A 23,465-nucleotide genomic window follows, 5' to 3' on the forward strand; every position below is an offset into this window, starting at 1 on the left:
ATGCGCACCGCCAACCTGACCCGCGAGGAGACCGCAGCACGCGCGGCCGCCGTCACCGTCCGCACTGTCCGCGTCGAACTCGACCTGACGTCTGCGCCCGACCCCGACGCGACCGGCTTCGCCACGACGGTCACGATGGAGATCGCCACGGATGCCGACGCCACCGCCGGCACGGACACCTGGGTCGACTTCCTCGGTGAGTCGGTCGACCGGGTCGAGGTGGACGGCGCGGAGCACCCCGTCGAGTGGGACGGTGCCCGCATCCGTCTCACGGGACTCCGTGGGACCCAGACCGTGCACATCGCCGCACGCGCTGCGTACAGCCGCTCCGGCGAGGGCCTGCACCGGTTCGTCGACCCGGTCGACGGCGAGACCTACCTCTACACGCACTACGAGCCGGCCGATGCGCGTCGGGTCATGCCGTGCTTCGAGCAGCCCGACATGAAGGCGCGGTGGACCTTCGTCGTCACCGCCCCCGCAGGCTGGCGGGTGCTCTCCAACCAGCCGGCCGTCGCCGAGACGGTGGCGGGAGACGCGCAGCGCGTCGAGTTCGCCGAGACGCCGCCGCTGTCGAGCTACATCACGTCGGTCGCCGCGGGGCCGTACCACCGGGTCGAGGGGGAGTGGCGCCGCGGCGCGCAGACCGTGTCGCTCGGCGTGCTCTGCCGCGCGTCGCTCGCCGCGCACCTGGATGCGGACGAGATCCTCGAGATCACCGGCCAGGGCCTCGACTTCTTCACCGACGCCTTCGCGTACCCCTACCCGTGGGGCAAGTACGACCAGATCTTCGTGCCCGAGTACAACATCGGCGCGATGGAGAACCCGGGCCTCGTGACGTTCACCGAGAGCTACGTGTTCCGCGGCGCATCGACCGTGGCGCAGCACGAGGGGCGTGCGAACACGATCCTGCACGAGATGGCGCACATGTGGTTCGGCGACCTCGTGACCATGCGGTGGTGGGACGACCTGTGGCTGAAGGAGTCGTTCGCCGACTACATGGGCGCGCACGCGACCGCGGCCGTCACCCGGTTCCCCGACGCGTGGGTCACGTTCGCCACCCGCCGCAAGGCATGGGCGTACCAGCAGGACCAGCTGCCCACCACGCATCCGATCGTCGCCGACATCCCCGACCTCGAGGCGGCCAAGCTGAACTTCGACGGCATCACCTATGCGAAGGGTGCATCGGTGCTCAAGCAGCTCGTCGCCTTCGTCGGGGAGGCCGCGTTCTTCGAGGGCGCCCGCCGCTACTTCGCCGCGCACGCGTTCGGCAACACGACGCTCGACGACCTGCTCCGCCACCTCGCCGACGCCTCCGGTCGCGACGTGCACGCGTGGTCGCGGGCGTGGCTGGAGACCACGGGTATCTCCACGATCCGCGTCGATCGTGACGGCGGCGACGCTGTGCTCGTCCAGACCGACCCCCGCCCGCACCGGCTGCGTGTCGGCACGTTCGCGGTGCAGGACGGCATGCTCGTGCGCACCGGCACGACGGATGCGGACATCGATGGGAAGCGCACCGCGATCGACCTCCCGGATGCCGACCTCGTCCTGCCGAACGACGGCGACCTCACCTACGCCAAGGTGCGGCTCGACGCCGCATCCGTCGACGCCGTCTCCGCCGCGCTCTCGACGATCGACGACGCGCTCACCCGCGGGCTCGTCTGGTCGGCGCTGTGGAACGCGACGCGAGACGGCGAGCTGCCCGTCACGCGGTACCTCGAGATCGTCCGGAACCACGCCGGCGCCGAATCGCACTCGGCGCTGCGCGCGGACATCCTCGCGAACGCCGCGTTCGCTGTGGGCCACTACGTGCCGGAGGCGGCCCGCGCGGCCGAGCGCAGGCGCTGGCTCGACACCGTGTGGGACCGGATGCTGACGGCGGAGCCGGGCAGCGACGCCCAGCTCGCGTGGGCACGGGCCGTCGGCGGCGCCGCCGCGCACGACGATGCGAAGGCCGACGAACTGCGAGGGATGCTGCGCGGCACGGTCCCCGCACCCGAAGGCCTCGCGCTGGACCCGGAGCTCCGGTGGTCGTGGCTCGCCGCGCTCTCCGCGACCGGGCATGTCACGACGGCGGGCGCGGAGGCGGAGCTCGAACGCGACCCGAGCTCGAAGGGCCGCACGGCACACCGCACGGTGCTCGCCGCGCGCCCCGACCCGGAAGTCCGGGCCGCGGCATGGCGTGAGGCGTGGGACGACCCGACGCTCACGAACGACCACCTCAGCGCCACGATCGCCGGTGTGCGTGCCGGTCGGAGTCGTACGTTCGTCGCCGGGTTCGACGAGGACTACTTCGCGCGTATCCGCGACGTCTGGGAGCGCCGCAGCATCGAGATCGCCGCCCGACTCGTGCGCGGACTCTTCCCGGCCCGCGACTCGCTCGACCTCGTCGACGCGTGGCTGGCCGAGCACACCGACGCCCCGGCCGCCCTCCGTCGGATCGTGATCGAGCAGCGCGACCACCTCGCCCGCGACCTGCGGGTGCGCGCTGCGAACGCCGGGTAGCTCAGCCCCGGCGCAGGAGCGCGGCGAGGATGTCGTCGACCGCGTCGTCGGGGGAGTCGGTGCCGCCGTCGACCTCGACGTCGTACCGCACACCCAGATGCACCCGCTCCGCCTGGCTGCGCGCCATGCCGGTCACCCGGTCGGGACGCTTCGCCTCCCGCGCCTCGGCGACGTCGGGGTCGCAGCGGACCGCGACCCAGAACGAGGGCACCTCGCCGAACAGACGCAGGAGCCGGTCCTGACCGGCGCCGCCGGAGAGGAGCACCTCGTCGAGGATGATCGGCTGCCCGTCACGGGAAAGCCGCGCCAGCATCCGATACCAGGCGTCCTCGCGCTCGTGATACTCGGGCGCGATGTCGATGCCGCCGTCCGCGGCGAAGCGGATGCCGACGTCCGTGCGGACGGCCCAGTCGGGGAGCGCGTCGAGGAAGGCGTCCACGCCCAGGAGGAGCCGCACATCGGGCAGCACGTTCTGCAGCTTCCGGGCGATGGTCGTGCCGCCCGCGCTGGAGGCGGCGTTCACGACGATGATCGGGGGGAGCTGCGATGCCATCCTGCGACCCTATCCCGCCGTGACCGGACGACGAAGAGGGCGGCCCCTTCCGGGACCGCCCTCTCGGACTGCGGTGTGCGTCAGGCGCCGATGCCGCGGATCGGCGGGGTGTGGAACGTCGCACCGAACACGCGCTCGGACGAGCCCGAGCGGTCGAGGTACGGCGTCGCGCCACCGTCGATGAAGGGCCAGCCGGCGCCCAGGATGAGGCACAGGTCGATGTCCTGCACCTCGGGGACCACGCCCTCGTCGAGCATGATCTTGATCTCCTGCGCGAGGCCGTCCTGCACGCGCCGCAGGATCTCGGCTTCGGAGACCGGGGTCTTGCCGGTCTTCAACACCTTCTGCGCGGCCTTCGTCCAGCCCGTGACCTTGCCGTTCTTGTCCTTCTCGACGACCTCCGGCAGCTCTGCGAGCTCGTGGAAGTTCTCCGAGGAGAAGAACCGGTCGGGGAACGCGTGCGCCATCGTGTCCTGCACGTGGGCGGCGACCTTCCAGCCGACGAGGTCGATGAGCTGGAACGGCGTCATCGGCAGGCCGAGCGGCGCGAACGCCCTCTCGACGGTGAGGAGCGGGGTTCCCTCGTAGACCGCACGTGCGGCCTCGCCCATGACCTTGGCCAGCAGGCGGTTGACGACGAAGCCCGGTGCATCCGCGGTGAGCACCGCGTTCTTGCCCAGACCCTTGGCGACCACGAACGCGGTCGAGAGGGCCTCGTCGCTCGTCTGCGGGGTCTTCACGATCTCGATGAGCGGCATGACCGCCACCGGGTTGAAGAAGTGGAAGCCGACGAGGCGCTCCGGGTTCGCGAGCTTCGAGCCGATCTCCTCGACCGAGAGCGACGAGGTGTTGGTCGCGAGGATCGCGTCCGGCGCGATGATCTGCTCGATCTCGCCGAACACCTGCTGCTTGACGCCGACCTCCTCGAACACGGCCTCGATGACGAAGTCGCAGTCCGCGTACTCGCCCTTGTCGGTCGTGCCGTGCAGGAGTCCGCGGAGCTTGTTCGCGGCGTCGCCGTCGAGACGGCCCTTCGCCTCGAGCTTCGCGATCTCCTCGTGGATGTACGCGATGCCCTTGTCGACGCGCGCCTGGTCGAGGTCGGTGATGAGCACCGGCACCTGGAGCTTGCGCAGGAACAGCAGCGCGAACTGGCTGGCCATGAGGCCGGCGCCGATGATGCCGACCTTCGTGACCTTCTTCGCCAGCGCCTTGTCGGGCGCGCCGACCGGACGCTTGGCGCGCTTCTGCACCAGGTCGAAGGCGTACATGGATGCGGCGAACTCGTCGCTCGTGATGAGCTCGCTCAGCATCTCGTCCTCGCGGGCGAATCCCTCGGCCTTGGTGCCGCTCTTCGCCTTATCGAGGAGCTCCAGGGCGGCGTAGGGCGACTTCGGCATCGTGCCGATGCGGCTCTCGAGCATGTTCCGCGCCATCTTGATGGCGATCGGCCACTTCGTGAGCCGCTCCATCTTGCCGGGCTCGTTCTTCCGCTCGACCTTGATCTTGCCGCCGAGCACGCCGTCGGCCCACACCAGGGACTCCTCGAGGAAGTTCGCGGGCGAGAACATCGAGTCGAAGATGCCGAGCTCGAACGCCTGCTTGGGCTTCAGCATCCGGTTCTGCTTCAGCGGGTTGGAGATCACGACCTCGAGGGCGTTCTCGATGCCGATGAGGTTCGGCAGCAGGTAGGCGCCGCCCCAGCCCGGGATGATGCCGAGGAACACCTCGGGCAGTGCGATCGCTGCAGCCGACGAGTCCACCGTGCGGTAGGTCGAGTTCAGCGCGATCTCGAGGCCGCCGCCGAGCGCCAGGCCGTTCACGAACGCGAAGGAGGGCACGCCGAGCTCGGAGAGCGAGCCGAGCACCTTGTGGCCCAGCTGCGCGACGAGCTTGGCCGCATCCTTCGACGGGAGACGCGAGACGTCGGACAGGTCGGCGCCGGCGGCGAGGATGTACTGCTTGCCGGTGATGCCGACCGCCTGGATCTCACCCTTGGCGGCGCGCGCCTGCAGCCCCTCGAGCGTCCGACCGAGCTCCTTGAGCGTGGCCGGGCCGAGGGTGTTCGGGCGCGTGTGGTCGCGGCCGTTGTCGAGCGTGATGAGCGCGAGCACGCGACCAGAGGGCAGCCGCACGTCGCGGACCGGCGAATGCGTGACGACCTCGTCGTCGGCGAAGGCGTCGAGGGGCGAGAAGTCGATGTCGTCGTAGTTCGTCATGGCCGGCGCCTCACTTCCGCTTCTTGCCGTCGTAGTACGGGTTCTCCCAGATGACCGAGCCGCCCTGGCCGAGGCCGACGCACATGGCGGTCAGGCCGTAGCGGACGTCGGGGCGCTCCTTGAACTGCGCCGCGAGCTGGATCATCAGGCGGACACCGGATGCGGCCAGCGGGTGGCCGAACGCGATCGCGCCGCCCCAGGCGTTCACCCGCGGGTCGTCGTCGGCGATGCCGAAGTGGTCGAGCAGCGAGATGACCTGGACCGCGAACGCCTCGTTCAGCTCGAACAGCCCGATGTCGTCGATCGTGAGGCCGGCCTTCTTCAGTGCCTTCTCGGTGGACGGGATCGGGCCGATGCCCATGATCTCCGGCTGCACGCCGGCGAAGGCGTAGGAGACGAGGCGCATCTTCGGCTGGAGGCCGAGTTCCTTGACCGCCCGGCCGCCGGCGAGCAGCCCCATGGTGGCGCCGTCGGTGAGCGGGGAGGACGTGCCCGCGGTGACCCGGCCGTGGGGGCGGAACGGGGTCTTCAGACCCGCGAGGTCCTCCATTGTGGTCTGCGGGCGGCGGCCCTCGTCCTCGGTGGCCAGGCCCCACGCACCGTCGGCGCCCTTGATCGCGACGGGCACGAGGTCGGGCTGGATCTTGCCGGCGTCGTACGCGGCCTGCACCTTGTGCTGGCTCAGCATGCCGAACCGGTCGCTGCGCTCCTTGGTCAGGTGCGGGAAGCGGTCGTGGATGCGCTCGGCGGTGACGCCCATGTTCAGGGCGCCGGGGTCGACCATCTTCTCCGCCACGAACCGCGGGTTCGGGTCGGCGTTCCCGCCGATCGGGTGGTGGCCCATGTGCTCGACGCCACCGGCCAGGGCGAGGTCGTACATGCCCATGCCGATCGAACCGGCCATGGTGGTCACCGCGGTCATCGCGCCGGCGCACATGCGGTCGATCGCGAGACCCGGGACCGTCATCGGCAGCCCCGCGAGGATCGCCGCGGACCGTCCGAGGGTGAGGCCCTGGTCGCCGGTCTGCGACGTGGCGGCGATCGCCACGTCGTCGATGCGGTCACCGGGAACCTGCGGGTTCCGCTCCATCACGCCGATGATGGCCTTGACCACCAGATCGTCGGCGCGTGTGTTCCAGTACATGCCCTTCTCGCCGGCGCGCCCGAACGGGGTGCGCATGCCATCGACGAAGAAGACGTCCGAAATCTCGGCCACTCTGCCTCCAAGGTTGGGTTTCCCCCCAGCGTAGGAAGGCGCCCGGGGGGTCAGGAATCGGTTGGATCGAACCTACGAACGGTCCTCCGACGTGCTTCCGGCCGCTTGCACGGAACCGACAAAGGCATCCGCGATCATGTGTGAGGTTTCGAGTATCTGCCAGCCCCGGACACCCGCCTCGGCGAGCGCGATCGAGATCGTGACGGGCGTGATCGGCTGCGGCGGGGCCCAGGCGAGCCGCCGCAGGATCTCGGGCGTCAGGAGGTTCTCGGTCGGCATCCGGAGCGCCTCCGCCCGCTGCTCGACCAGCGGCTTCGCCGCCTTCAGCCGGGCATCGGCCTCCGGGTTGCGGTCCGCCCACGCGCGCGGCGGGGGGAGCGTGTCGCTCGGCACGCGCTCCGCCGGCAGGTCGTCGGTCGTGCGGCCCCGTTCGATCGCAGCCCACCAGCGATCGAGCTCGCTGCGGCTCGCGCGCCCGTTGAACGCCTTCACGTTCGCGAGGTCGCGCTTGGACGTCGGATTGGCCGCGACCGCGGCCACGAGGGAGCGGTCGGGGACGAGGCGGCCCGGTGCCGTGTCGGTCTCCTGCGCAAGCGCCTCCCGCGCGAGCCACAGCTCACGCGCGATCGCGAAGTTGCGCTTGCCGCGCAGCGTGTGCAGCCCGCTGAGCTTGCGCCACGGGTCGGTCCGTGGCGGCTTCGCCGGGCGGTCCACCACCGCCTGGAACTCCTCTGCGGCCCATTCGGTCTTGCCCTGCTCGTCGAGCTCGGCCAGGAGCACGTCGCGGACGGCTCGGAGGTGCACCACGTCGAGGGCCGCGTACTCCAGCCAGGACTGCGGGAGCGGCCTGGTGGACCAGTCCGCCGCGGAATGCTCCTTCGCGAGGACGACCCCGAGGGTGCGCTCCACGACCGCACCCAGGCCGACCCGGTCGTGTCCGAGGAGCCGGGCGGCCAACTCCGTGTCGAAGATGCGCGGCGGCTCCAGCCCGAGTTCGCGCAGCGACGGCAGGTCCTGGCTCGCCGCGTGCAGGATCCACTCGTCCTGGGCGAGGATCGGCTGCAGCCGGTCGACCCGCTCCAGCGCCGGCGGGTCGATGAGCAGCACGCCCGTGCCCTCGCGCCAGATCTGCACCAGATAGGCACGCTGCGAGTACCGGAACCCGGAGGCCCGCTCCACGTCGACCGCGAACGGGCCGGTGCCTGCTGCCAGGGCATCGAGGGCGGCGACGAACGCACCCTCCTCGTCGATGACCGTGTAACTCACTGCTTCCTTCCATGCGCCCGCAGGAGCGGGGCGTTCTCCGATCCGGGCGGCAGTCCGGCGAGCATGCAGACCAGCTCCGCCCACGCCTCGACGTGCGCGCCGAGGTCGTCGGTGGGGGACCAGGACGCCCGCAACTCCACCTGTGCGCCGTCGCCCTCGGCCGCGAGCCCGCCGAAGCCCTTGGAGAGGGTCTTCGTCGCGGTGCCCGAGATCGCGCGGAACCCGGCGTTGCGGGAGGTGAGGGCGTCGATCAGCCAGGACCAGGTCACGTCCGCCATGAGCGGGTCGGTGCCGATCTCCGTCTCGAGCGGCGCCTGCGCGAAGCAGACGATGCGCCACGGCCCCTCCCACGCCTCGGGGTGCGCCTCGTCGTGCAGCAGCACGAACCGGCCGGTGCCGTACGGCGAGTCCTCCGCATCCGGATCCGGCCGGACGTCGGCCGCGAGCGCGAAGGCCTCGGGGGCCAGGCCCGACGGAGCGGGGATCTCGCGCACGAGCAGGTCTGGGCGGAACGACGTCGCGGTCGCCGCGGCGACGGCGTCGGCGAACGTTGACGCCGGTCGAGGACGGTGGAGTGCCACGGCGACAGACTAGAGTGATGCCTCGATGATGGACCCCAGGCGCGCCGCCCGCATCGGCGCCAACCCCGCGTACCGTGCCGGCATGCGCTCCGCCGTCGTGGGCCTGTCCGCCGCGCTGGGCCTCGTCGGCGCCGCCTGGTGCGGCGCCGCCGTCCGCGTCGCCCGGCTGGTCGTCACTCCCGCCAAGCGGCGCGCGGACACCCGCATCCTGGCGCTCGACACGGCCGCGCAGACGATCACGCTCTCCCGCACGCCGGACACCGTGCTGCCCGGTCGGTACGGGCTGTTCACCCGGGGCACCGAGGACTACGTCAAGCTCGGCAGCGTGCTCGCCGAGGACGACGCCTCCGTCACCCGGAAGCTGCTCACTCACGTGGGGTCGCAGTCGCGGCTCTCGACCGACGCGGCCTTCAGCGGCTGGTACTACGACCGGCCGGAGCAACTCCACCTGCCGTACACGTCGCAGCTCATCGGTTCGGCGGTGGGGCCGTGCCCGGCGTGGGTGTTCCCCGCAGAGGGCGACACCTGGTGCATCCAGGTGCACGGCCGCGGCGCGACCCGCGCGGAATCCCTGCGCGCGGTGCCGCTGCTGCACTCGTTCGGCATCCCCACGATGCTCGTCTCCTACCGCAACGACGGGGAGGCGCCTCGCAGTCGGACCGGCACCTACGGGCTCGGTGCGACGGAATGGCGTGACGTCGACGCGGCGATCGGCTTCGCCCGCCGCAACGGTGCCGAGCGCATCCTCCTCATGGGATGGTCGATGGGCGGTGCGATCAGCCTGCAGCTGGCCCTGCGGTCCGCCCACCGGGACCGCCTCGTCGGCATCATCCTTGACTCGCCGGTCGTCGACTGGCGCGTCGTGCTGGACTACCAGGCCAAGGCGATGGGGCTGCCGAAGCCGATCACCGCGCTCGCGCTCGAGACGCTGTCCTCCGACTGGGGCACCGCCTTCACCCGCACCGGCTCACCCATCCGCTTCGACGCGCTCGACGTCGTCGCCCGTGCCGGCGAACTGCAGGTGCCGGTGCTCATCATGCACTCCGACGACGACGGGTTCGTCCCCTCGGACGCCTCGCACGCCCTCGCCGAGGCGCGGCCCGACCTCGTCCAGCTGGACGTGTTCGACACCGCCCGTCACACGAAGCTGTGGAACTACGACCAGAACCGCTGGAACGCGACCATCGAGGGCTGGCTCACCCGCACCGGGATCGTGCCGGCTCCCGCCGTCGCCGACGAGGGCGCCTGAGTCAGCCGCGCTTCTCGCGCACCTGGCGCTTGGCGCGCAGCAGCATCCCGGTCATGCCGGCGATCCGCAGCGGCGAGACCGCACGGGTGAGCCCGATCGTCTGCGGGTAGTCGTCCGGAACCGCCAGTACCTCGTCGGCCGTGAGCCCGGACAACCCCTGCACCAGGATTCCGGCGAAGCCGCGCGTGGTCGGTGCCTCCGGCGGGGCCGACGCGTGCATCGTGACGACGTCGTCCTGATCGACCTCGAGGACGATGAAGACGGGCGACTGGCATTCCGCGACCCGCTCGCACGCCTCCGGGCTGTCGGCGTACACCGCCGGCATCTCGGGGAGTTCCCTCGAGAACTCGAGCAGCAGCTGCAGCCTGTCGGGCTGGTCGAGCTCGAGGAACTCGTCCCGGATCTCGGCCAGGGCTTCGGGAAGGACGGTCTCGCTCATCCGATCCATCATCCCACGCACGCGGGCGCCGGGCTCAGCGGGCCGGGACCTCGCCCGGCTCGCCGCCCGTCACGATCGGGACGCGCACGGCGCTGCCCCACTCGGTCCAGGAGCCGTCGTAGTTGCGCACGTTCTCGAAGCCGAGCAGGTGCTGCAGCACGAACCAGGTGTGGCTCGAGCGCTCACCGATCCGGCAGTACGCGACGACCGCGTCGCCGTCCTGCAGCCCGGCCTCGCCGCGGTAGATGGCGTCCAGCTCCTCGCGCGACTTGAACGTGCCGTCCTCCGCGACCGCGCGCGCCCACGGGACGCTCTTCGCGGACGGGATGTGACCGGCGCGCAGCGCGCCCTCCTCCGGGTACGCGGGTGCCGTGGTGCGCTCACCGCTGTACTCCTCCGGGGAGCGGACGTCGACGAGCGGGTTGCCGAGGTGGGCCAGCACGTCCTCACGGTAGGCGCGCAGGACGCTGTCGTCACGCTGGACGACCGGGTAGTCGCTCTCGGCGCGCGCCGGCACCTCGGTCGTGATCGGGCGGCCCTCGGCGATCCAGCGGTCACGGCCGCCGTCGAGCAGGCGCACGTCCTCGTGCCCGAAGAGCGAGAACACCCACAGTGCGTAGGCGGCCCACCAGTTGTTCTTGTCGCCGTAGATGACGACGGTGTCGTCGCGCGAGATGCCCTTCCGGCGCAGCAGCTGCGCGAAGCCCTCACCGTCGACGTAGTCGCGCACGACCGGGTCGTTCAGCTCGGTGTGCCAGTCCACCTTCACCGCGCCCGGGATGTGCCCGGTCTCGTACAGCAGCACGTCCTCGTCGGACTCGACGACCACGAGGCCCGGGGTGTCCAGCCGCTCCTGCAGCCAGTCGGCGGACACGAGCCGCTCGGGGTGCGCGTACGCGGCGAACTTCTCGGACGTGGTGTCGGGCTCGACGGCCATGGTGCTCCTCGGGTCGGGTGGGGGAGTGCGCGACGGTTAGGGTTGGACCGTCCGCATCGACCCTAGATACAACGGGTGGGCGACGCATCCATTCCGTAAACATGTGACACAGGACGTCCGTATGACTGCGACCACCACCGGCATCGTGCACCTCGTCGACCGAAACCCGCAGGTGTCGGGGGCGGAGATGGTCGCCGCGCTCGTCCCGCCGCCGCAGTTCGCCGACGCGAGCTTCGACTCGTACCGGGCGGATGCGGCGTACCCCTCGCAGCAGGGCACGAAGGACGAACTCATCGCGTTCTCCGGGCTCGCGCCGGCGAAGGTCGAGAAGCGCGGGTTCTTCAAGCGCGCGCCGCGACTGCCGGAGAAGAAGCCGGGCGTCTACCTCGACGGCGGGTTCGGCGTCGGCAAGACCCATCTGCTGGCCTCGATCTACCACGGCATGCCCGCACGCCGGAAGTACTTCGGTTCGTTCATCGAGTACACCGCCCTCGTCGGCGCGCTCGGCTACCAGCAGACGGTGGAGCTCTTCCGCGGCTCCGACCTGCTGTGCATCGACGAGTTCGAGCTCGACGACCCGGGCGACACCATGGTGATGACCCGGCTCCTCGGCGAGCTCGTGGCATCCGGTACGAAGCTCGCCGCGACCTCGAACACGCCGCCGAACGCGCTCGGCGAGGGACGCTTCGCCGCGCAGGACTTCCTCCGCGAGATCAGCGCGATGGCCGACAGCTTCGAGACGCTGCGCATCGACGGCGTCGACTACCGCCAGCGCGCGTTCGACGGACACGCGGCCACGCTCACCGACGCCGAGTACACCGCGGCGATCGGCGAGGCGGCGAACGCCGGGGTCGTCTCGGACGACGCGCTGAACGACCTCGTGCAACACCTCTCCCGCGTGCACCCCTCGCGGTACATCCGACTCCTCGACGGCGTCGACGTCATCGGCGTGCGCGACGTGGCGGAGATCACCGACCAGTCCGCGGCGCTGCGCCTCGTCGCCTTCGTCGACCGTGCCTACGACGCGCAGATCCCGGTCCGCGCGACCGGCATCACGCTCGACCGCGTGTTCAGCGAGGAGATGCTCGCCGGGGGCTACCGCAAGAAGTACCTCCGCGCGATCTCGCGGCTCATCGCGCTCACACACGCCTGACGCGACCCCGCCGCGAACGGCTCGCACCGCATCCCGAGCCGTTCGCAAGCGCCTTCACCGCGGCCGGAAACGTGATGTTTACGTGCGTCCGTGGGCTGTAACACCCGGGAAACACGGCGCGACTACCCGGCGAAATCCCGGCTCGTGAGACTGGGCTCACCCGAACGCACCGCCCCGTCTGACGCGGCCGCTATGGGTCATTGAGTTACACGACACATGGATGAGGAATCTTATGGATGCGGGAAATCTCGCCTGGCTGATCACGGCGTCGGCCCTGGTGCTCTTCATGACGCCCGGCGTGGCGTTCTTCTACGGCGGTCTCGTCAAGGCCAAGAGCGTCGTCAGCATGATGATGATGAGCTTCGGCTCGCTCGGCCTCATCAGCGTGCTCTGGATCCTGTACGGCGCGAACATGAGCGCCGTCGACAGCACGTGGGCCTTCGCCGGCAACCCGTTCTCGGACTTCGGTCTCGCATCGGCTGACAGCGACACCCTCGTTGGCACGCTCTTCAGCGCGACCTTCGCCATCATCACCGTCGCCCTCATCTCGGGTGCCATCGCCGACCGTGCCAAGTTCGGCGCGTGGATGATCTTCGCCGGCATCTGGGCCACGGTCGTCTACTTCCCGGTCGCTGCGTGGGTCTGGGGTGGCGGCTGGATCATGAACCTCGGCACCACCTTCGGCTTCGACACCGAGGTCATCGACTACGCCGGTGGTACCGCGGTCCACATCAACGCGGGTGCCGCGGCCCTCGCCCTGGCGCTCGTCCTCGGCAAGCGCATCGGCTTCCAGAAGGGCATCACCAAGCCCCACAACGTGCCGCTGGTCATGCTCGGCGCCTCGATCCTGTGGTTCGGCTGGTTCGGCTTCAACGCCGGCGCCGAGGGCCTGGGCGCCCTGGGCACGGGTGACACCGTCGTCGGCACCATCGTCATCAACACCCTCGGCGCCACCGCCGCGGCCATCCTCGGCTGGCTGATCGTCGAGAAGATCAAGGACGGCAAGGCCACCTCGGTGGGCGCCGCATCGGGTGCCGTCTCCGGCCTCGTCGCCATCACCCCCGCCTGCGCCAACCTCGCACCCGGCTGGGCCCTGCTCCTCGGTGTCGTCACCGGTGCCGTCTGCGCCCTGGCGGTCGAGCTCAAGTGGAAGCTCGGTTACGACGACTCGCTCGACGTGGTCGGCGTCCACCTGGTCGGTGGCCTCATCGGTACGATCTACCTCGGCTTCTTCGCCACCGAGACCGGCCTGTTCCTCGGCGGCGGCTTCGAGCAGCTGATCATCCAGGTCATCGCCGCGGTCGGCGTCCTGATCTACTCCTTCGTCGTCGCCTGGATCATCGGCTTCGTCATCGAGAAGACCATGGGCTTCCGCATCAAGAACGAGGACGAGATCGCCGGAGTGGACACCACTGTCCACGGCGAGGAGGGCTACTCGCTCGCCGAGCAGGCCTGATCCACTCGGACCGCAGCAGGGGCGTCGCGCATCGCGCGGCGCCCCTGTCGCGTGCCCGGCGGGGGAGTCGGCCCGCGGGTACCGTGAGGATGTGCCGTCACTGCTCCGCCGCATCCTCGCCCCGTTCCGCGCCGCTCCCGCCCCTGGGGCCGCACCGGCTCCGAAGGCGGCGGCCAAGCGCTCCGCACCGCCGCGCAGCGGCACGGAGACCATCGAGGTCGACCCCCGGCGCGTGCCGCGGCTGACGCTCGCGTACGCGCCGACGTTCGACGGCACCCCGGATGCGGGCGAGGTCGTGTGGACCTGGGTGCCCTACGCCGAGGGCGACGGTCGGGGCAAGGACCGTCCGGTGCTCGTCATCGCCGCGATCGACGACGACCGCGCCTATGCGGTCAAGCTCACGAGCAAGTCGCACGACGGGACCCGCGAATACCTGCCCATCGGACCCGGGCCCTGGGACTCCGCGGGGCGCCCCTCGTGGGTCGATCTGGACCAGCTCTACGTCGTCCACGCCGGCGGAATGCGGCGTGAGGCCGCCGCCCTGGACCGTGCCCGCCACGCGACCGTCACTGCCGAGCTCGCACGTCGCCACGGCTGGCGCGTCGCCTGAGCGCGCTCCCCGGCAGTGAGCCGGGAACGACGAAGGCCCCGGAGGATCTCCGGGGCCTTCTGCTGTGGGCGATACCAGACTCGAACTGATGACCTCTTCCGTGTGAAGGAAGCGCGCTACCAACTGCGCCAATCGCCCGTGACCACTGGGGTCGAGATATGAGCATACCGGATCGTCGGGGGTGCTCTTGACACTTCGGCGAGACACGCGCGGGCGTACGTCGGTTTTGCACGAACGCCGATCTCGGCTAAAGTCATATGTGTTGCCCCGAGAGATCGGGAAAACGAAACGCGGATGTAGCGCAGTTGGTAGCGCATCACCTTGCCAAGGTGAGGGTCGCGAGTTCGAGTCTCGTCATCCGCTCGAGTGCGAGTTTCCTAGGGAACACGACACGTGGGTCGAACCACACACGGTGGCGTGGCCGAGCGGCTAGGCACCGGCCTGCAAAGCCGTTTACACGGGTTCGAATCCCGTCGCCACCTCCACTCATACAAGAGAACAAGCCCTTTGGGCGCGATTGGCGCAGCGGTAGCGCGCTTCCCTGACACGGAAGAGGTCACTGGTTCGATCCCAGTATCGCGCACCACCTCGAAACCCCCGGACCCCCGGGGGTTTTCTGTTTCTCCGGCGAAACACGCGCCTGCGATGATCGGTGCGTGACCGTCGCCCGCATCGTCATCCTGTTCGTCATCGCCGCCGTCGCCGAGATCGGCGGCGCCTGGCTGGTGTGGCAGGCCGTCCGCGAGCAGCGCGGCTGGTGGCTCGGACTGCTCGGCATCCTCGCCCTCGGGGCGTACGGTTTCGTCGCCGCCTTCCAGCCGGACGCGAACTTCGGGCGTGTCCTCGCAGCCTACGGCGGCGTGTTCATCGCGGGCTCGCTCGCCTGGGGCATCGTCGTCGACGGCTTCAAACCCACGCTGTGGGACTACGTCGGCTCCGCCATCGCGCTCGTCGGCGCGGCGATCATCATCCTCGCCCCGCTCGTCACCGGGGCCGACGCGGACGGCGCCTGAACGCGCGGACGCCCCGCCCCCGGAACAGGGGAGCGGGGCGTCGACGCTCAGCGGTTGATGACCTTCGGGGCAGCGACGGCCTTGAGGCCGGCGACGCCGAACTCCTGCCCGTAGCCGGACTTCTTCGTGCCGCTGAACGGCACGATCGGGTTCACCCCGCCGTGGCCGTTCACCCAGACGGTGCCCGCCTGCAGGCGCTTGGCGACCTCGAACGCCGCATCACGATCGTCGGCCCACACCGAGGCGCCGAGTCCCTGCTCGGAGGCGTTCGCGCGGCGCACGGCGTCGTCGACGTCGCTGTACCGGATGATCGGCAGCACCGGTCCGAACTGCTCCTCGTCGACCAGGCGCGTGCCGTCCTCGATGTCCGCAACGATCCTCGCGCGGTAGAACAGCGGGCCGAGCTCGGACGCCGGCTCCCCGCCGGTCACGACGCGGGCACCGTTCGCACGGGCGTCGTCGACGAGGTCGCGCACGATGTCGAACTGCGCCTGGTTCTGCAGCGGGCCGAGCACGTTGCCCTCCTCGAGTCCGAGCCCCATCGGCATGACCTGCGCCATGCCCGCGAGCGCCTCGACCATCTGGTCGTACACCGACTCGTGCACGTACAGGCGCTTCAGCGCGGCGCACGTCTGTCCGGTGTTGATGAACGCACCCCAGAAGATCCCCTCGGCGACCGCGGCGACGTCGGTGCCGGGAAGCACGATTCCCGGGTCGTTGCCGCCGAGCTCGAGGGTCAGCCGGGCGAGACTGTTCGCCGACGCCTCGACGATGTGCCGGCCGGTCCGGGTCGAACCGGTGAACATGATCTTGTCGAATCCGGGGTGTGCCGCCATCGCGGCGCCCACCTCGCGGCCGCCGGAGATCACGGTGAGCACGCCCTCCCGCAGGTGCCGGTTGAAGACCTCGGCGAGGGCGAGGACGGACAGCGGGGTGTACTCGCTCGGCTTCACCACCACGGTGTTGCCCATCCGGAGCGACGGACCCACCTGCCAGATCGTGATCACCATGGGCCAGTTCCAGGGACCGATCGCACCCACCACGCCCAGCGGGTCGGAATGGACTTCCGCCCGAGCGCCCTCGTGCTCGAACACCACCTCGGGTTCGAGCACCGTGTCGGTGGCGTGACGAGCTCACGGCGACGTTGGGGCTCGCCGGCCGCCTGCATCACCGGCCGGCCGAGCTCTCCGGCGGCCAGCAGCAGCGGGTCGCGGTCGCGCGGGCCCTCCTGCCGCGCCCGCAGGTGGTGTTCGCCGACGAACCGACCGGCGCCCTCGACTCCCGCAGCGGCGCCGCACTGCTCGCCCTCATCCGGCGCGCGGTCGACCAGTACGGCCAGACCGTCGTGATGGTGACCCATGACGCGGCAGCGGCGGCATCCGCAGACCGAGTGGTCTTCCTCCGTGACGGCCGGCTCGTCTCGGAGCTGACCACTCCGACCGCGGACGGGATCCACGCGCGCATGGCGACCCTGCAGGACGGCGCGACGGTGCAGGCGGTCGCGGCATGATCCGGTACGCCCTCGCCGACCTCCGCAGTCACGGCGTCCGCTTCGCCCTCACGGTCGTGGCCGTGCTGCTCGGCGTCGCGCTCGCGACCGGTGGCATGGTGCTCGGCGACACCGCCCGCGCCGCATACGCGGCACAGCTCGCGTCCGGTGACGGCGCCGACCTGACCGTCCGGACCGCCACGGCGTTCGGCTCCGGGATGGGCGTCGACGTCGAGCGCCACCCGGTCGACCCGGGTGTGGTCGACCGCATCCTCGCCGTCGACGGCGTGAGCGCCGCGGTGCCGGTCGCGCGCGGCCGCACCCGTGTGCAGCGCGGCGACGTCGACCCCGGCCAGATCTCCGTGACCGGCGCCCCGACGCAGGATGCCGACGAGCTCGTCGTCGACGCCGGGACGCTCGAGGCGTGGGGGCTGTCCGTCGGCGACACCGTGACACTGGCAGGCGACGAGCGCGTCGACGTGCGGATCGCGAGGACCGTCGAGGGCGGACGCCCCGGATCGTCGGCGGTCGTCGCGACCGCGACGGCGCAGGCGGTGCTCGGCCTCGGGGGAGCGTTCTCCGAGGTGCGGGTCAGCACGACCGGTGACACGCGGCGCGTCCAGCGCGCCCTCGCCGCCGCCCTGGGTCCCGACCTTCAGGTGGCGTCCTCGCGCGACCTCGCGGCTGCCAGCGCCGAAGCGGCCGCCGCCAACGTCGAGATGCTCCAGACGGTGCTCGTCGGGGTCTCCGCTGCAGCCCTCGTCATCGGGATGCTCCTCATCTCCAACTCGTTCCGCATGTCGGTGGCGCGGTGGGGCTTCGCGAGCTCGCACGTGCCGTCGGGATCGCGATCCCGGACGGCGGCCTCGTCGTCACGCCCCTCACGGTCGGACTCGCGTTCGTCGCGGGCGTCGTCGTCACCGTGCTCGCGGCCCTCGGGCCCGCCCGTCGCGCGGGCCGGACGGGCCCCATGCCGGCACTCCGAGCGGGCTCGAGCGAGCCGCGCCGACTCGGTGCCGTCCGGCTCGCCGGCGGAGCGGTCGTCCTCGTCGCAGGCGCCGTGCTCGCCGCTGCGCCGGCGCTCGGGCTGTCCGCCGCGCTGCTCGTCCCCGGGTACGCCGGCATCCTCGTCGGGGTCGTCCTCCTCGCACCGGGGCTGGTCGCGCCCTTCCTCGCCGTCGTCCGGGCGGTCCGGCCCGGCCCGCATCCCTCACCCTCCGACTCACGGCGGATGCGGGCGCCCGCGCCCCGCAGCGGAGCGCGGCGCCGATGGTCGCCCTCGCCTTCTCACTCGCGCTCATGTGTTTCGTCGCGGTCGTCGGCACCTCCGTCCAGGCCGCGACCGGTGCGCAGTACCGCGAGGTGATCGTCGCCGACGCGGTCGTCGAGAGCACGGGGCAGGAGATGCTCGGGGGACTCCATGAAGGCGTGTACGACGCCGTCGCCGAGATGACCGAGGTTCAGACCGCGGTCCGGCTGAAGTACGGACACTGGCTCGACGCAGGTCGCGCCTCGGCGCTCTCCGCGTTCGACCCGGCCTCGATCGGCCGTGTCGTCGGCATCCGGATGGCCGACGGCGGGCTCGACGCGCTCACCCGTGACGGCGTCGTCATCGCGGAAGGACTCGCCGAAGAGCGCGGTCTCACGGTGGGCGACCGTCTGCCCATGACCTTCGCCCGCACCGGCGATCAGGCGCTCCCGATCGTCGGCGTCATGCGCGACGAGGCGGCGCACGCACTGCAGATCGACGTGGCGATGTCGCTCGAGGGCACCGGCGAGCACTTCACCGAGGACATGGACGCCTCCGTCTTCCTCGTCGCTCGGGCGGGGGTCTCGGCCGAGGCGCTCACCGAGGCCGTGGCCGACGCGCTGATCTCGCACCCCACCGCGCAGGTGCGCGACCAGCAGGCCGTGATCGCGGGTCGCACCCAGGCGCTCGATGAGATCTTCGGGCTCCTCTCGGTGCTCCTGGTCTTCGCGACGGTCATCGCGGCGCTCGGCGTGGCGAACACCCTGGCGCTCAGTGTGCTCGAACGCACACGCGAGCTCGGCCTGCTCCGACTGGTCGGACTCGACCGCATCCGCGCCGCCGCACTGGTGCAGACGGAGGCGTTCGCGCTCTCGGTGCTGGCCGCGCTGCTCGGAGCGGCGCTCGGCGTGGGGGCCGCGATCGCGGCGGTCGGCGCTCTCTCCCAGGCGGCGCCGCTCGACGTGACGGCGCCCTGGCCGCAGCTGCTGTCGTGCACCGCGATCGTGGTGCTGGCAGGATTGCTGGCCGGGGTGGGCCCAGCGATCCGAGCGGCGAGAACGCCCGTCCTCGCGGCGGTGCACGCCGCATGAACCCGATGAAAGCGGAACAGATGGTCATCCACGTACGCGATCTGCGCGTGTCCTACGGAAATGTCGACGCCGTCAAGGGGATCGGCTTCGACGTCGCCCCCGGCACGCTCTTCGCCCTCCTCGGGGCGAACGGCGCCGGAAAGTCCACCACGATCGGCTGTCTCACCACGACGGTCCTCCCGACCGCCGGCACCGTCACGGTCGGCGGCGACGACGTCGTGACGGCAAAGGCCGCCGTGCGCCGGCGGGTGGGGGTGGTGTTCCAGGACGCGCTGCTCGACCCCATCCTCAAGGTGCGCGAGAACCTCCGGTCGCGCGCCGCGCTGTACGGCATCCCCGCCGCCACGGTCCGCACGCGGATCGACGAACTGAGCGGGCTGCTCGGACTCGGGGAGTTCATCGACCGGCGGTACGGCACGTTGTCCGGCGGCCAGAAGCGGCGCGCGGACATCGCGCGCGCACTGCTCCACGACCCGGCCATCCTGTTCCTCGACGAACCGACCGCCGGGCTCGACCCGCATTCGCGGGAACAGATCTGGGCGACCATCGACGCGCTGCGTGCACGCCGGGGGATGACCGTGTTCCTCACCACCCACTACATGGAGGAGACCGAGCGCGCGGACGACGTGCGGATCATGGACCACGGTCGGATCGTCGCCTCGGGCACCCCGGCGGAACTGCGCGCCCGGTACTCGTCGAGCATCCTCACGCTCCGGGGCGACCTCGCCGTGCTGCGGGCCGAGGTCGCGGCGGCCGGTCTCGCGGCGACCGAGCAGCAGGGCGACCTGCTCGTCGAGGTGGAGAGCGCCGAGCAGGCCCGCGCCGTCCTCCGGACGAGCTCCGCGCGCGACTTCGAGATGCGGCACGGAACGATGGACGACGTCTTCCTCGCGGTCACGAAGGAGGTGGCGGCATGACCCGCGCGCTCTCGTTCACGGTGCGGAACCTGTCCGTCTTCTTCCGGGACCGCGCACAGGTCGGGCTGGCGCTGCTGTCGGCTCTCATCCTCCTCGCGATCTACGGGCTCTTCCTCGGCAGCCTCCAGGTCGACAGCCTGCAGGCCGCGCTCCCCGGGGCGACGGATGAGGACGTGCGCTGGTTCGTGAACGCCTGGGTGCTCGCGGGCACCACCATGATCACGACCGTGACCGCTTCGATCGCGGGGCTCGCGACGTTCGTGGAGGACCGCTCCTCCGGACGCTTCAAGGACTTCGTGGTGACGCCCGTGCATCGCGGTTCGCTCATGCTCGGGTACCTCGCCGCGACGTTCACCATCGCGTTCTCGCTGACCCTGGTGGTGCTCGCCGTCGGCCAGGGCTACCTGCTCACGCAGGACGAGACGGCGATGGATGCGGGCCAGCTGGCGAGCGCGGTCGGCTACAGCGCGCTCAGCTGCGCGGCGTTCTCGGCGCTGGCGAGCTTCGTCGTCACCTTCGTCCGCAGCTCCGGTGCGTACTCCAGCCTCGCGACGATCGTCGGTACCGCGGTCGGCTTCCTCGCCGGCGCCTACATCGCTCCCGGAGTCCTGCCCGAGGGCGTCGCGACGACCCTCGGCGCGCTGCCGTTCATGCACGCCGCGATGCTCATCCGCATCCCGTACACGGCCGATGCGCTGGCGGCGCTCACCGCGGGGCAGCCGGGTGCCGAGGAGCAGATCGCCGAGCTCTACGGCATCACCTCGACCGTCGGAGACGTCGAGATCACCCCGGGCCTCGCGTTGGCCTCCCTCGGCGCGGTCGTCGTGGTGTTCGCGGTGCTCGGCGGATGGCGCGTGTCGCGCACCATCCGTTGAGCTCAGCCGACCGGTCGGACCGTCAGCATCTGTTCGGCGCGTCCGACCGGTCCGTCGACATCGTGCAGCACGGTGCTCGTGAGGCCCCGGCCGTCCGGTCCGTACGTGACACGGGTGTCGAACCCGACCCAGGGGGCGCGCGGCGTGCGGAACAGGTGCACCGTCAGGTCGACGTTCGGGAACATCCACTCGCCCGGCTTCGCGCGCGTGGCGACGCCGTTCGCGGTGTCGACGAGCATCATGAAGCGCGCCAGCTCGCCGACCGGTTCGTCCGCGACCAGCGCCACGTCGGTCGTGAGCCACGCGGCGCCGCGGCCCGGCCGGTGCCCTGGGACCACGCATCCGGTCACGCTGCGGATGTAGCCGCCCGGCCACACCTCGCCGAAGTCCGCCGGCGGCAGCGCGTCCGGGGCGGGGAGCGGATCCTCCTCGACCGCCGCCACAGCGCCGGTCTCGACGGGGGAGAGCGCCCAGGCGCGGAGCACGATGACGGGGCGGCCGCCGAGGGACGCGGTCGTCTGCAGCAGATCGATCGTCCGGCCGGGCCGCAGCAGCTCGGTCGTGACGGTGAGCTCGCCCCGCGGCAGCCTCCCCAGGACGTCGAAGGAGAGGCGCCCGACGCGCTTCTCCGCGTCGGCGTGCGTCTCCCGCCACCGCTCGAGGTGATGCACCATCAGGCCCGCGACCGGGCTCAGATGCAGATCCTCGTCGCTCCACGCGCCCCCGGTGTGTTCGGTCGGGAGGTACCGGTCCTCGCCGGATGCGGTGAAGTACGAGCGTGCGGTCACGGTGGTCCTCTCGGTCGTCACGGCGGTTCATCGATGAAAGCCGTCCATCCGATCCTGCCCCGGACGCCGTGGAAGTCCGAATCCGGTGCGGTGCGACCGGGAACCCGGGTCCGAAGGTCAGTGCTCGCCGCCGCCGACGAGCTTCAGGCCGATGACGCAGCCGATGAGCCCGAGGATGAGCAGCACCTTCACGAGGGAGAACCCCTCACCGCCGAAGAACATCGCGTACAGCACGGTCAGCGCCGCGCCGATGCCCACCCACACGGCATAGGCGGTGCCGACGGTGATCTCGCGCATCGCGAACCCGAGGCCCACCATGCTGCCGACGAGCGCGACGCCGAACACCACGGTCGGCCACAGCTTGGTGAAGTTCTCCGACCGGCCGAGCGCGGTGGCCCACACGGCTTCGAGGACGCCGGAGGCGACGAGGATGATCCAGGACATGACTGTGCTCCAGGCCAGTCTTGTCGTGGTCCGGGTACTGGGTTCCCTCGTCCGGGCACGCGGTCGGCGTGCACATCCAGGATAGCGAGCGCCCGCGCACGGCCGCTGGGCAGGTGCTGTGCAGCGGACGGCGTGTCGTGCCGGTGCATCTGGCAGCATTGGCACGCGATACCGATCGAGCATGGGGGCACGATGGAGCAGGCACCGATCCTGACCTGGACGCTGCAGAGCGAGATCCCGGTTCCGGCAGACGTCCAGCAATTGCTCACCGAAGGGGAGCAGGCGGTCGCGTCGTTCAAGACGTTCCGCGACTCCGCGACGTTCACCACCAAGCGCCTCATCGTCCGCGACGCGCAGGGGATCACCGGCAAGAAGGTGGAGATCTACTCGCTGCCGTACAAAGCGATCAACATGTGGTCGTCGGAGAACGCGGGAAAACTGGACTGGAACTCCGAGATCGAGCTGTGGACGCGTGCCGGGCACATCAAGGTCAAGCTCGCGAAGGGCGCCGACGTCCGGCGGATCGACAGTCTCATCGCGTGGGCGGTGCTGAACGCGCACTGACCCCCGGCTGAGCAGGTGCGGGCGCGGCCGCGGCGTGTCTACGCTGGGCGCGTGCCCGCAGCATCCGCCCGCGACCTCGCCGCGCTGATCCGGCGACGCCTGCGCGACGCCGGCGACCCGGCGCGCGCGGTCGGGCAGCAGGCCTACATGAAATCCGCGCTGCCGTTCCACGGGGTGCGGGTGCCCGATGCACGGCGCATCGCGCAGACGGCCGCGCGAGGACACGACGACACCACGCTCGTCGAGGCGTCCCGGATGCTGTGGGCCGAGGCCACGCACCGTGAGGAGTGGTACGCGGCGATGGCCCTGCTCGGGCGGGTCACGCCGCATCCGTCGCTCGTGTCCGACATCGAGCACATGGTGCGCACCGGGCGCTGGTGGGACGTCACCGACGAACTCGCGCACCGGCTCGCCGACCTGCACGACGCGTTCCCGGCCGAGACCGCCGAGGTCGTGCTGCGGTGGTGCGTCGACGGCGACTTGTGGATCCGCCGGATCGCCGTCCTGTCGCAGCTCGGCCGGCGGGACCGTGTCGACGCGGGCCTGCTCGCCGCCGTGATCGAGCCGAACCGGGGCGACGGCGAGTTCTTCATCCGGAAGGCCATCGGGTGGGCGCTCCGCGAGTACGCGCGCGTCGTGCCGGACTGGGTGCGCACCTACGTCGACACGCACGGGCTCAGCGCGCTCACCCGCCGCGAGGCGCTGAAGCACCTCGGCCCGAACTCCTCAGAAACCGCGTAGCGACCGGTCGCCGAGGGCGCCGACGCCAGGAATCTGCGGAGTTCGGGACGGCCCACGCGCGCACAACTCAGGCAGAAGCGACGCTGGAACCGATCCCATCACGGTTCGGA

The 23,465-nt window shown here is 70.9% G+C and carries 22 protein-coding genes, 4 tRNA genes, 1 pseudogene and 1 riboswitch; of the genes and pseudogenes, 15 read left to right on the forward strand and 12 right to left on the reverse strand.

The window, feature by feature from the left end; translation table 11 throughout:
- Positions 1-2,505: an aminopeptidase N gene (pepN, locus tag ACWAUO_RS05580; protein WP_460773775.1), complete on the forward strand. Its 2,505-nt coding sequence runs from the start codon at positions 1-3 to the stop codon at positions 2,503-2,505.
- Between the two features lies 1 nt (position 2,506).
- Here pepN and ACWAUO_RS05585 read toward each other — a convergent pair whose 3' ends face one another.
- From ACWAUO_RS05585 to ACWAUO_RS05605, 5 genes are all read right to left on the reverse strand, one after another.
- Positions 2,507-3,058, reverse strand: coding sequence for a chloramphenicol phosphotransferase CPT family protein (locus tag ACWAUO_RS05585; RefSeq protein ID WP_460773776.1), 552 nt, complete (start codon positions 3,056-3,058; stop codon positions 2,507-2,509).
- Positions 3,059-3,138: 80 nt separating this feature from the next.
- On the reverse strand, positions 3,139-5,277 hold the full coding sequence (locus tag ACWAUO_RS05590) for a 3-hydroxyacyl-CoA dehydrogenase NAD-binding domain-containing protein (protein WP_460773777.1): 2,139 nt from the start codon (positions 5,275-5,277) through the stop codon (positions 3,139-3,141).
- Between the two features lie 10 nt (positions 5,278-5,287).
- Entirely contained in the window at positions 5,288-6,493 is a 1,206-nt protein-coding gene (locus ACWAUO_RS05595) for a thiolase family protein (protein WP_460773779.1), read from the reverse strand.
- A gap of 72 nt (positions 6,494-6,565) precedes the next feature.
- A complete protein-coding gene (locus ACWAUO_RS05600; protein WP_460773781.1) occupies positions 6,566-7,759 on the reverse strand; it encodes a ribonuclease D in 1,194 nt (397 codons plus the stop codon).
- Positions 7,756-8,340, reverse strand: a complete 585-nt coding sequence (locus tag ACWAUO_RS05605) for a DUF3000 domain-containing protein (RefSeq protein WP_460773782.1) — start codon at positions 8,338-8,340, stop codon at positions 7,756-7,758. The genes ACWAUO_RS05600 and ACWAUO_RS05605 overlap by 4 nt, the downstream gene beginning before the upstream one ends.
- Positions 8,341-8,365: 25 nt before the next feature.
- On the opposite strand from ACWAUO_RS05605, the gene ACWAUO_RS05610 reads away from it, so the two are divergent.
- A complete protein-coding gene (locus ACWAUO_RS05610; protein ID WP_460773784.1) occupies positions 8,366-9,589 on the forward strand; it encodes an alpha/beta hydrolase family protein in 1,224 nt (407 codons plus the stop codon).
- 1 nt (position 9,590) lies between these two features.
- Here ACWAUO_RS05610 and ACWAUO_RS05615 read toward each other — a convergent pair whose 3' ends face one another.
- Positions 9,591-10,028, reverse strand: coding sequence for a SufE family protein (locus ACWAUO_RS05615; RefSeq protein WP_460773785.1), 438 nt, complete (start codon positions 10,026-10,028; stop codon positions 9,591-9,593).
- A gap of 34 nt (positions 10,029-10,062) precedes the next feature.
- Positions 10,063-10,965 carry a sulfurtransferase gene (locus ACWAUO_RS05620; RefSeq protein ID WP_460773786.1) on the reverse strand — a complete coding sequence of 301 codons (903 nt, stop codon included), beginning with the start codon at positions 10,963-10,965 and terminating at the stop codon, positions 10,063-10,065.
- A gap of 121 nt (positions 10,966-11,086) precedes the next feature.
- Here ACWAUO_RS05620 and zapE point away from each other — a divergent pair, with 121 nt between their 5' ends.
- The 3 genes from zapE (at position 11,087) to ACWAUO_RS05635 (ending at position 14,184) form a co-directional block, all read left to right on the forward strand.
- The gene (gene zapE / locus ACWAUO_RS05625) at positions 11,087-12,118 is read left to right on the forward strand and encodes a cell division protein ZapE (RefSeq protein WP_460773788.1); all 1,032 of its coding nucleotides are present in this window, start codon (positions 11,087-11,089) and stop codon (positions 12,116-12,118) included.
- Between the two features lie 232 nt (positions 12,119-12,350).
- Positions 12,351-13,574 carry an ammonium transporter gene (locus ACWAUO_RS05630; RefSeq protein ID WP_460774361.1) on the forward strand — a complete coding sequence of 408 codons (1,224 nt, stop codon included), beginning with the start codon at positions 12,351-12,353 and terminating at the stop codon, positions 13,572-13,574.
- A gap of 91 nt (positions 13,575-13,665) precedes the next feature.
- Positions 13,666-14,184 carry a type II toxin-antitoxin system PemK/MazF family toxin gene (locus tag ACWAUO_RS05635; protein ID WP_460773789.1) on the forward strand — a complete coding sequence of 173 codons (519 nt, stop codon included), beginning with the start codon at positions 13,666-13,668 and terminating at the stop codon, positions 14,182-14,184.
- 65 nt (positions 14,185-14,249) lie between these two features.
- On the opposite strand, the gene ACWAUO_RS05640 is transcribed toward ACWAUO_RS05635, so the two are convergent.
- Positions 14,250-14,322 (reverse strand) — tRNA-Val (locus ACWAUO_RS05640).
- A 152-nt stretch (positions 14,323-14,474) separates the two neighbouring features.
- Here ACWAUO_RS05640 and ACWAUO_RS05645 point away from each other — a divergent pair.
- The 4 genes from ACWAUO_RS05645 to ACWAUO_RS05660 all read left to right on the forward strand — a co-directional run bounded on the left by ACWAUO_RS05645 (position 14,475) and on the right by ACWAUO_RS05660 (position 15,197).
- Positions 14,475-14,547: transfer RNA gene (locus ACWAUO_RS05645), tRNA-Gly, on the forward strand.
- 48 nt (positions 14,548-14,595) lie between these two features.
- Positions 14,596-14,669, forward strand: a tRNA-Cys gene (locus ACWAUO_RS05650).
- Between the two features lie 26 nt (positions 14,670-14,695).
- Positions 14,696-14,770: transfer RNA gene (locus ACWAUO_RS05655), tRNA-Val, on the forward strand.
- 70 nt (positions 14,771-14,840) lie between these two features.
- Positions 14,841-15,197: a YnfA family protein gene (locus tag ACWAUO_RS05660; RefSeq protein ID WP_460773791.1), complete on the forward strand. Its 357-nt coding sequence runs from the start codon at positions 14,841-14,843 to the stop codon at positions 15,195-15,197.
- A gap of 47 nt (positions 15,198-15,244) precedes the next feature.
- Here ACWAUO_RS05660 and ACWAUO_RS05665 read toward each other — a convergent pair.
- Positions 15,245-16,327: pseudogene (locus ACWAUO_RS05665) on the reverse strand (aldehyde dehydrogenase family protein); the annotation flags it as partial.
- A gap of 14 nt (positions 16,328-16,341) precedes the next feature.
- On the opposite strand from ACWAUO_RS05665, the gene ACWAUO_RS05670 reads away from it, so the two are divergent.
- Positions 16,342-16,707: an ATP-binding cassette domain-containing protein gene (locus ACWAUO_RS05670; RefSeq protein WP_460773792.1), complete on the forward strand. Its 366-nt coding sequence runs from the start codon at positions 16,342-16,344 to the stop codon at positions 16,705-16,707.
- A gap of 634 nt (positions 16,708-17,341) precedes the next feature.
- Here the strand turns inward: ACWAUO_RS05670 and ACWAUO_RS05675 are convergent.
- Positions 17,342-17,893, reverse strand: a complete 552-nt coding sequence (locus ACWAUO_RS05675; protein WP_460773794.1) for a hypothetical protein — start codon at positions 17,891-17,893, stop codon at positions 17,342-17,344.
- Positions 17,894-17,955: 62 nt separating this feature from the next.
- Between ACWAUO_RS05675 and ACWAUO_RS05680 the strand changes: the two genes are divergently transcribed.
- Genes ACWAUO_RS05680 through ACWAUO_RS05690 form a run of 3 tightly spaced genes read left to right on the forward strand, consistent with a single transcriptional unit; the run spans position 17,956 to position 20,818 of the window.
- A complete protein-coding gene (locus tag ACWAUO_RS05680; RefSeq protein WP_460773795.1) occupies positions 17,956-19,026 on the forward strand; it encodes an ABC transporter permease in 1,071 nt (356 codons plus the stop codon).
- A gap of 20 nt (positions 19,027-19,046) precedes the next feature.
- Positions 19,047-19,943, forward strand: coding sequence for an ABC transporter ATP-binding protein (locus ACWAUO_RS05685; protein WP_460773797.1), 897 nt, complete (start codon positions 19,047-19,049; stop codon positions 19,941-19,943).
- On the forward strand, positions 19,940-20,818 hold the full coding sequence (locus tag ACWAUO_RS05690) for an ABC transporter permease (protein WP_460773799.1): 879 nt from the start codon (positions 19,940-19,942) through the stop codon (positions 20,816-20,818). Before ACWAUO_RS05685 ends, ACWAUO_RS05690 begins: the two co-directional genes overlap by 4 nt.
- 2 nt (positions 20,819-20,820) lie before the next feature.
- Here ACWAUO_RS05690 and ACWAUO_RS05695 read toward each other — a convergent pair whose 3' ends face one another.
- Positions 20,821-21,627: a thioesterase family protein gene (locus ACWAUO_RS05695; RefSeq protein WP_460773801.1), complete on the reverse strand. Its 807-nt coding sequence runs from the start codon at positions 21,625-21,627 to the stop codon at positions 20,821-20,823.
- A 96-nt stretch (positions 21,628-21,723) separates the two neighbouring features.
- Positions 21,724-22,050 (reverse strand): DMT family transporter, encoded by a 327-nt coding sequence (locus tag ACWAUO_RS05700; protein WP_460773803.1) that lies wholly within the window; start codon positions 22,048-22,050, stop codon positions 21,724-21,726.
- A gap of 9 nt (positions 22,051-22,059) precedes the next feature.
- Positions 22,060-22,126: riboswitch (guanidine-III (ykkC-III) riboswitch) on the reverse strand.
- A 116-nt stretch (positions 22,127-22,242) separates the two neighbouring features.
- Between ACWAUO_RS05700 and ACWAUO_RS05705 the strand changes: the two genes are divergently transcribed.
- Both ACWAUO_RS05705 and ACWAUO_RS05710 read left to right on the forward strand, forming a co-directional pair.
- Positions 22,243-22,614, forward strand: coding sequence for a PH domain-containing protein (locus ACWAUO_RS05705; protein WP_460773805.1), 372 nt, complete (start codon positions 22,243-22,245; stop codon positions 22,612-22,614).
- Between the two features lie 51 nt (positions 22,615-22,665).
- Complete coding sequence (locus ACWAUO_RS05710) at positions 22,666-23,355, forward strand: DNA alkylation repair protein (protein ID WP_460773806.1); 690 nt, start codon at positions 22,666-22,668, stop codon at positions 23,353-23,355.
- The last annotated feature ends 110 nt before the right edge of the window (positions 23,356-23,465 follow it).

Source organism: Microbacterium sp. GXF7504 (assembly GCF_054798235.1).

Bases quoted from the DNA above. Each gene is read 5' to 3' on its own strand.
- pepN (WP_460773775.1), top strand. From the start codon at position 1: ATGCGCACCGCCAACCTGACCCGCGAGGAGACCGCAGCACGCGCGGCC.
- ACWAUO_RS05585 (WP_460773776.1), bottom strand. From the start codon at position 3,058: ATGGCATCGCAGCTCCCCCCGATCATCGTCGTGAACGCCGCCTCCAGC.
- ACWAUO_RS05590 (WP_460773777.1), bottom strand. From the start codon at position 5,277: ATGACGAACTACGACGACATCGACTTCTCGCCCCTCGACGCCTTCGCC.
- ACWAUO_RS05610 (WP_460773784.1), top strand. From the start codon at position 8,366: ATGATGGACCCCAGGCGCGCCGCCCGCATCGGCGCCAACCCCGCGTAC.
- ACWAUO_RS05615 (WP_460773785.1), bottom strand. From the start codon at position 10,028: ATGAGCGAGACCGTCCTTCCCGAAGCCCTGGCCGAGATCCGGGACGAG.
- ACWAUO_RS05620 (WP_460773786.1), bottom strand. From the start codon at position 10,965: ATGGCCGTCGAGCCCGACACCACGTCCGAGAAGTTCGCCGCGTACGCG.
- zapE (WP_460773788.1), top strand. From the start codon at position 11,087: ATGACTGCGACCACCACCGGCATCGTGCACCTCGTCGACCGAAACCCG.
- ACWAUO_RS05630 (WP_460774361.1), top strand. From the start codon at position 12,351: ATGGATGCGGGAAATCTCGCCTGGCTGATCACGGCGTCGGCCCTGGTG.
- ACWAUO_RS05675 (WP_460773794.1), bottom strand. From the start codon at position 17,893: ATGCGGGCCGGGCCGGACCGCCCGGACGACGGCGAGGAAGGGCGCGAC.
- ACWAUO_RS05680 (WP_460773795.1), top strand. From the start codon at position 17,956: ATGGTCGCCCTCGCCTTCTCACTCGCGCTCATGTGTTTCGTCGCGGTC.
- ACWAUO_RS05685 (WP_460773797.1), top strand. From the start codon at position 19,047: ATGGTCATCCACGTACGCGATCTGCGCGTGTCCTACGGAAATGTCGAC.
- ACWAUO_RS05690 (WP_460773799.1), top strand. From the start codon at position 19,940: ATGACCCGCGCGCTCTCGTTCACGGTGCGGAACCTGTCCGTCTTCTTC.
- ACWAUO_RS05700 (WP_460773803.1), bottom strand. From the start codon at position 22,050: ATGTCCTGGATCATCCTCGTCGCCTCCGGCGTCCTCGAAGCCGTGTGG.
- ACWAUO_RS05705 (WP_460773805.1), top strand. From the start codon at position 22,243: ATGGAGCAGGCACCGATCCTGACCTGGACGCTGCAGAGCGAGATCCCG.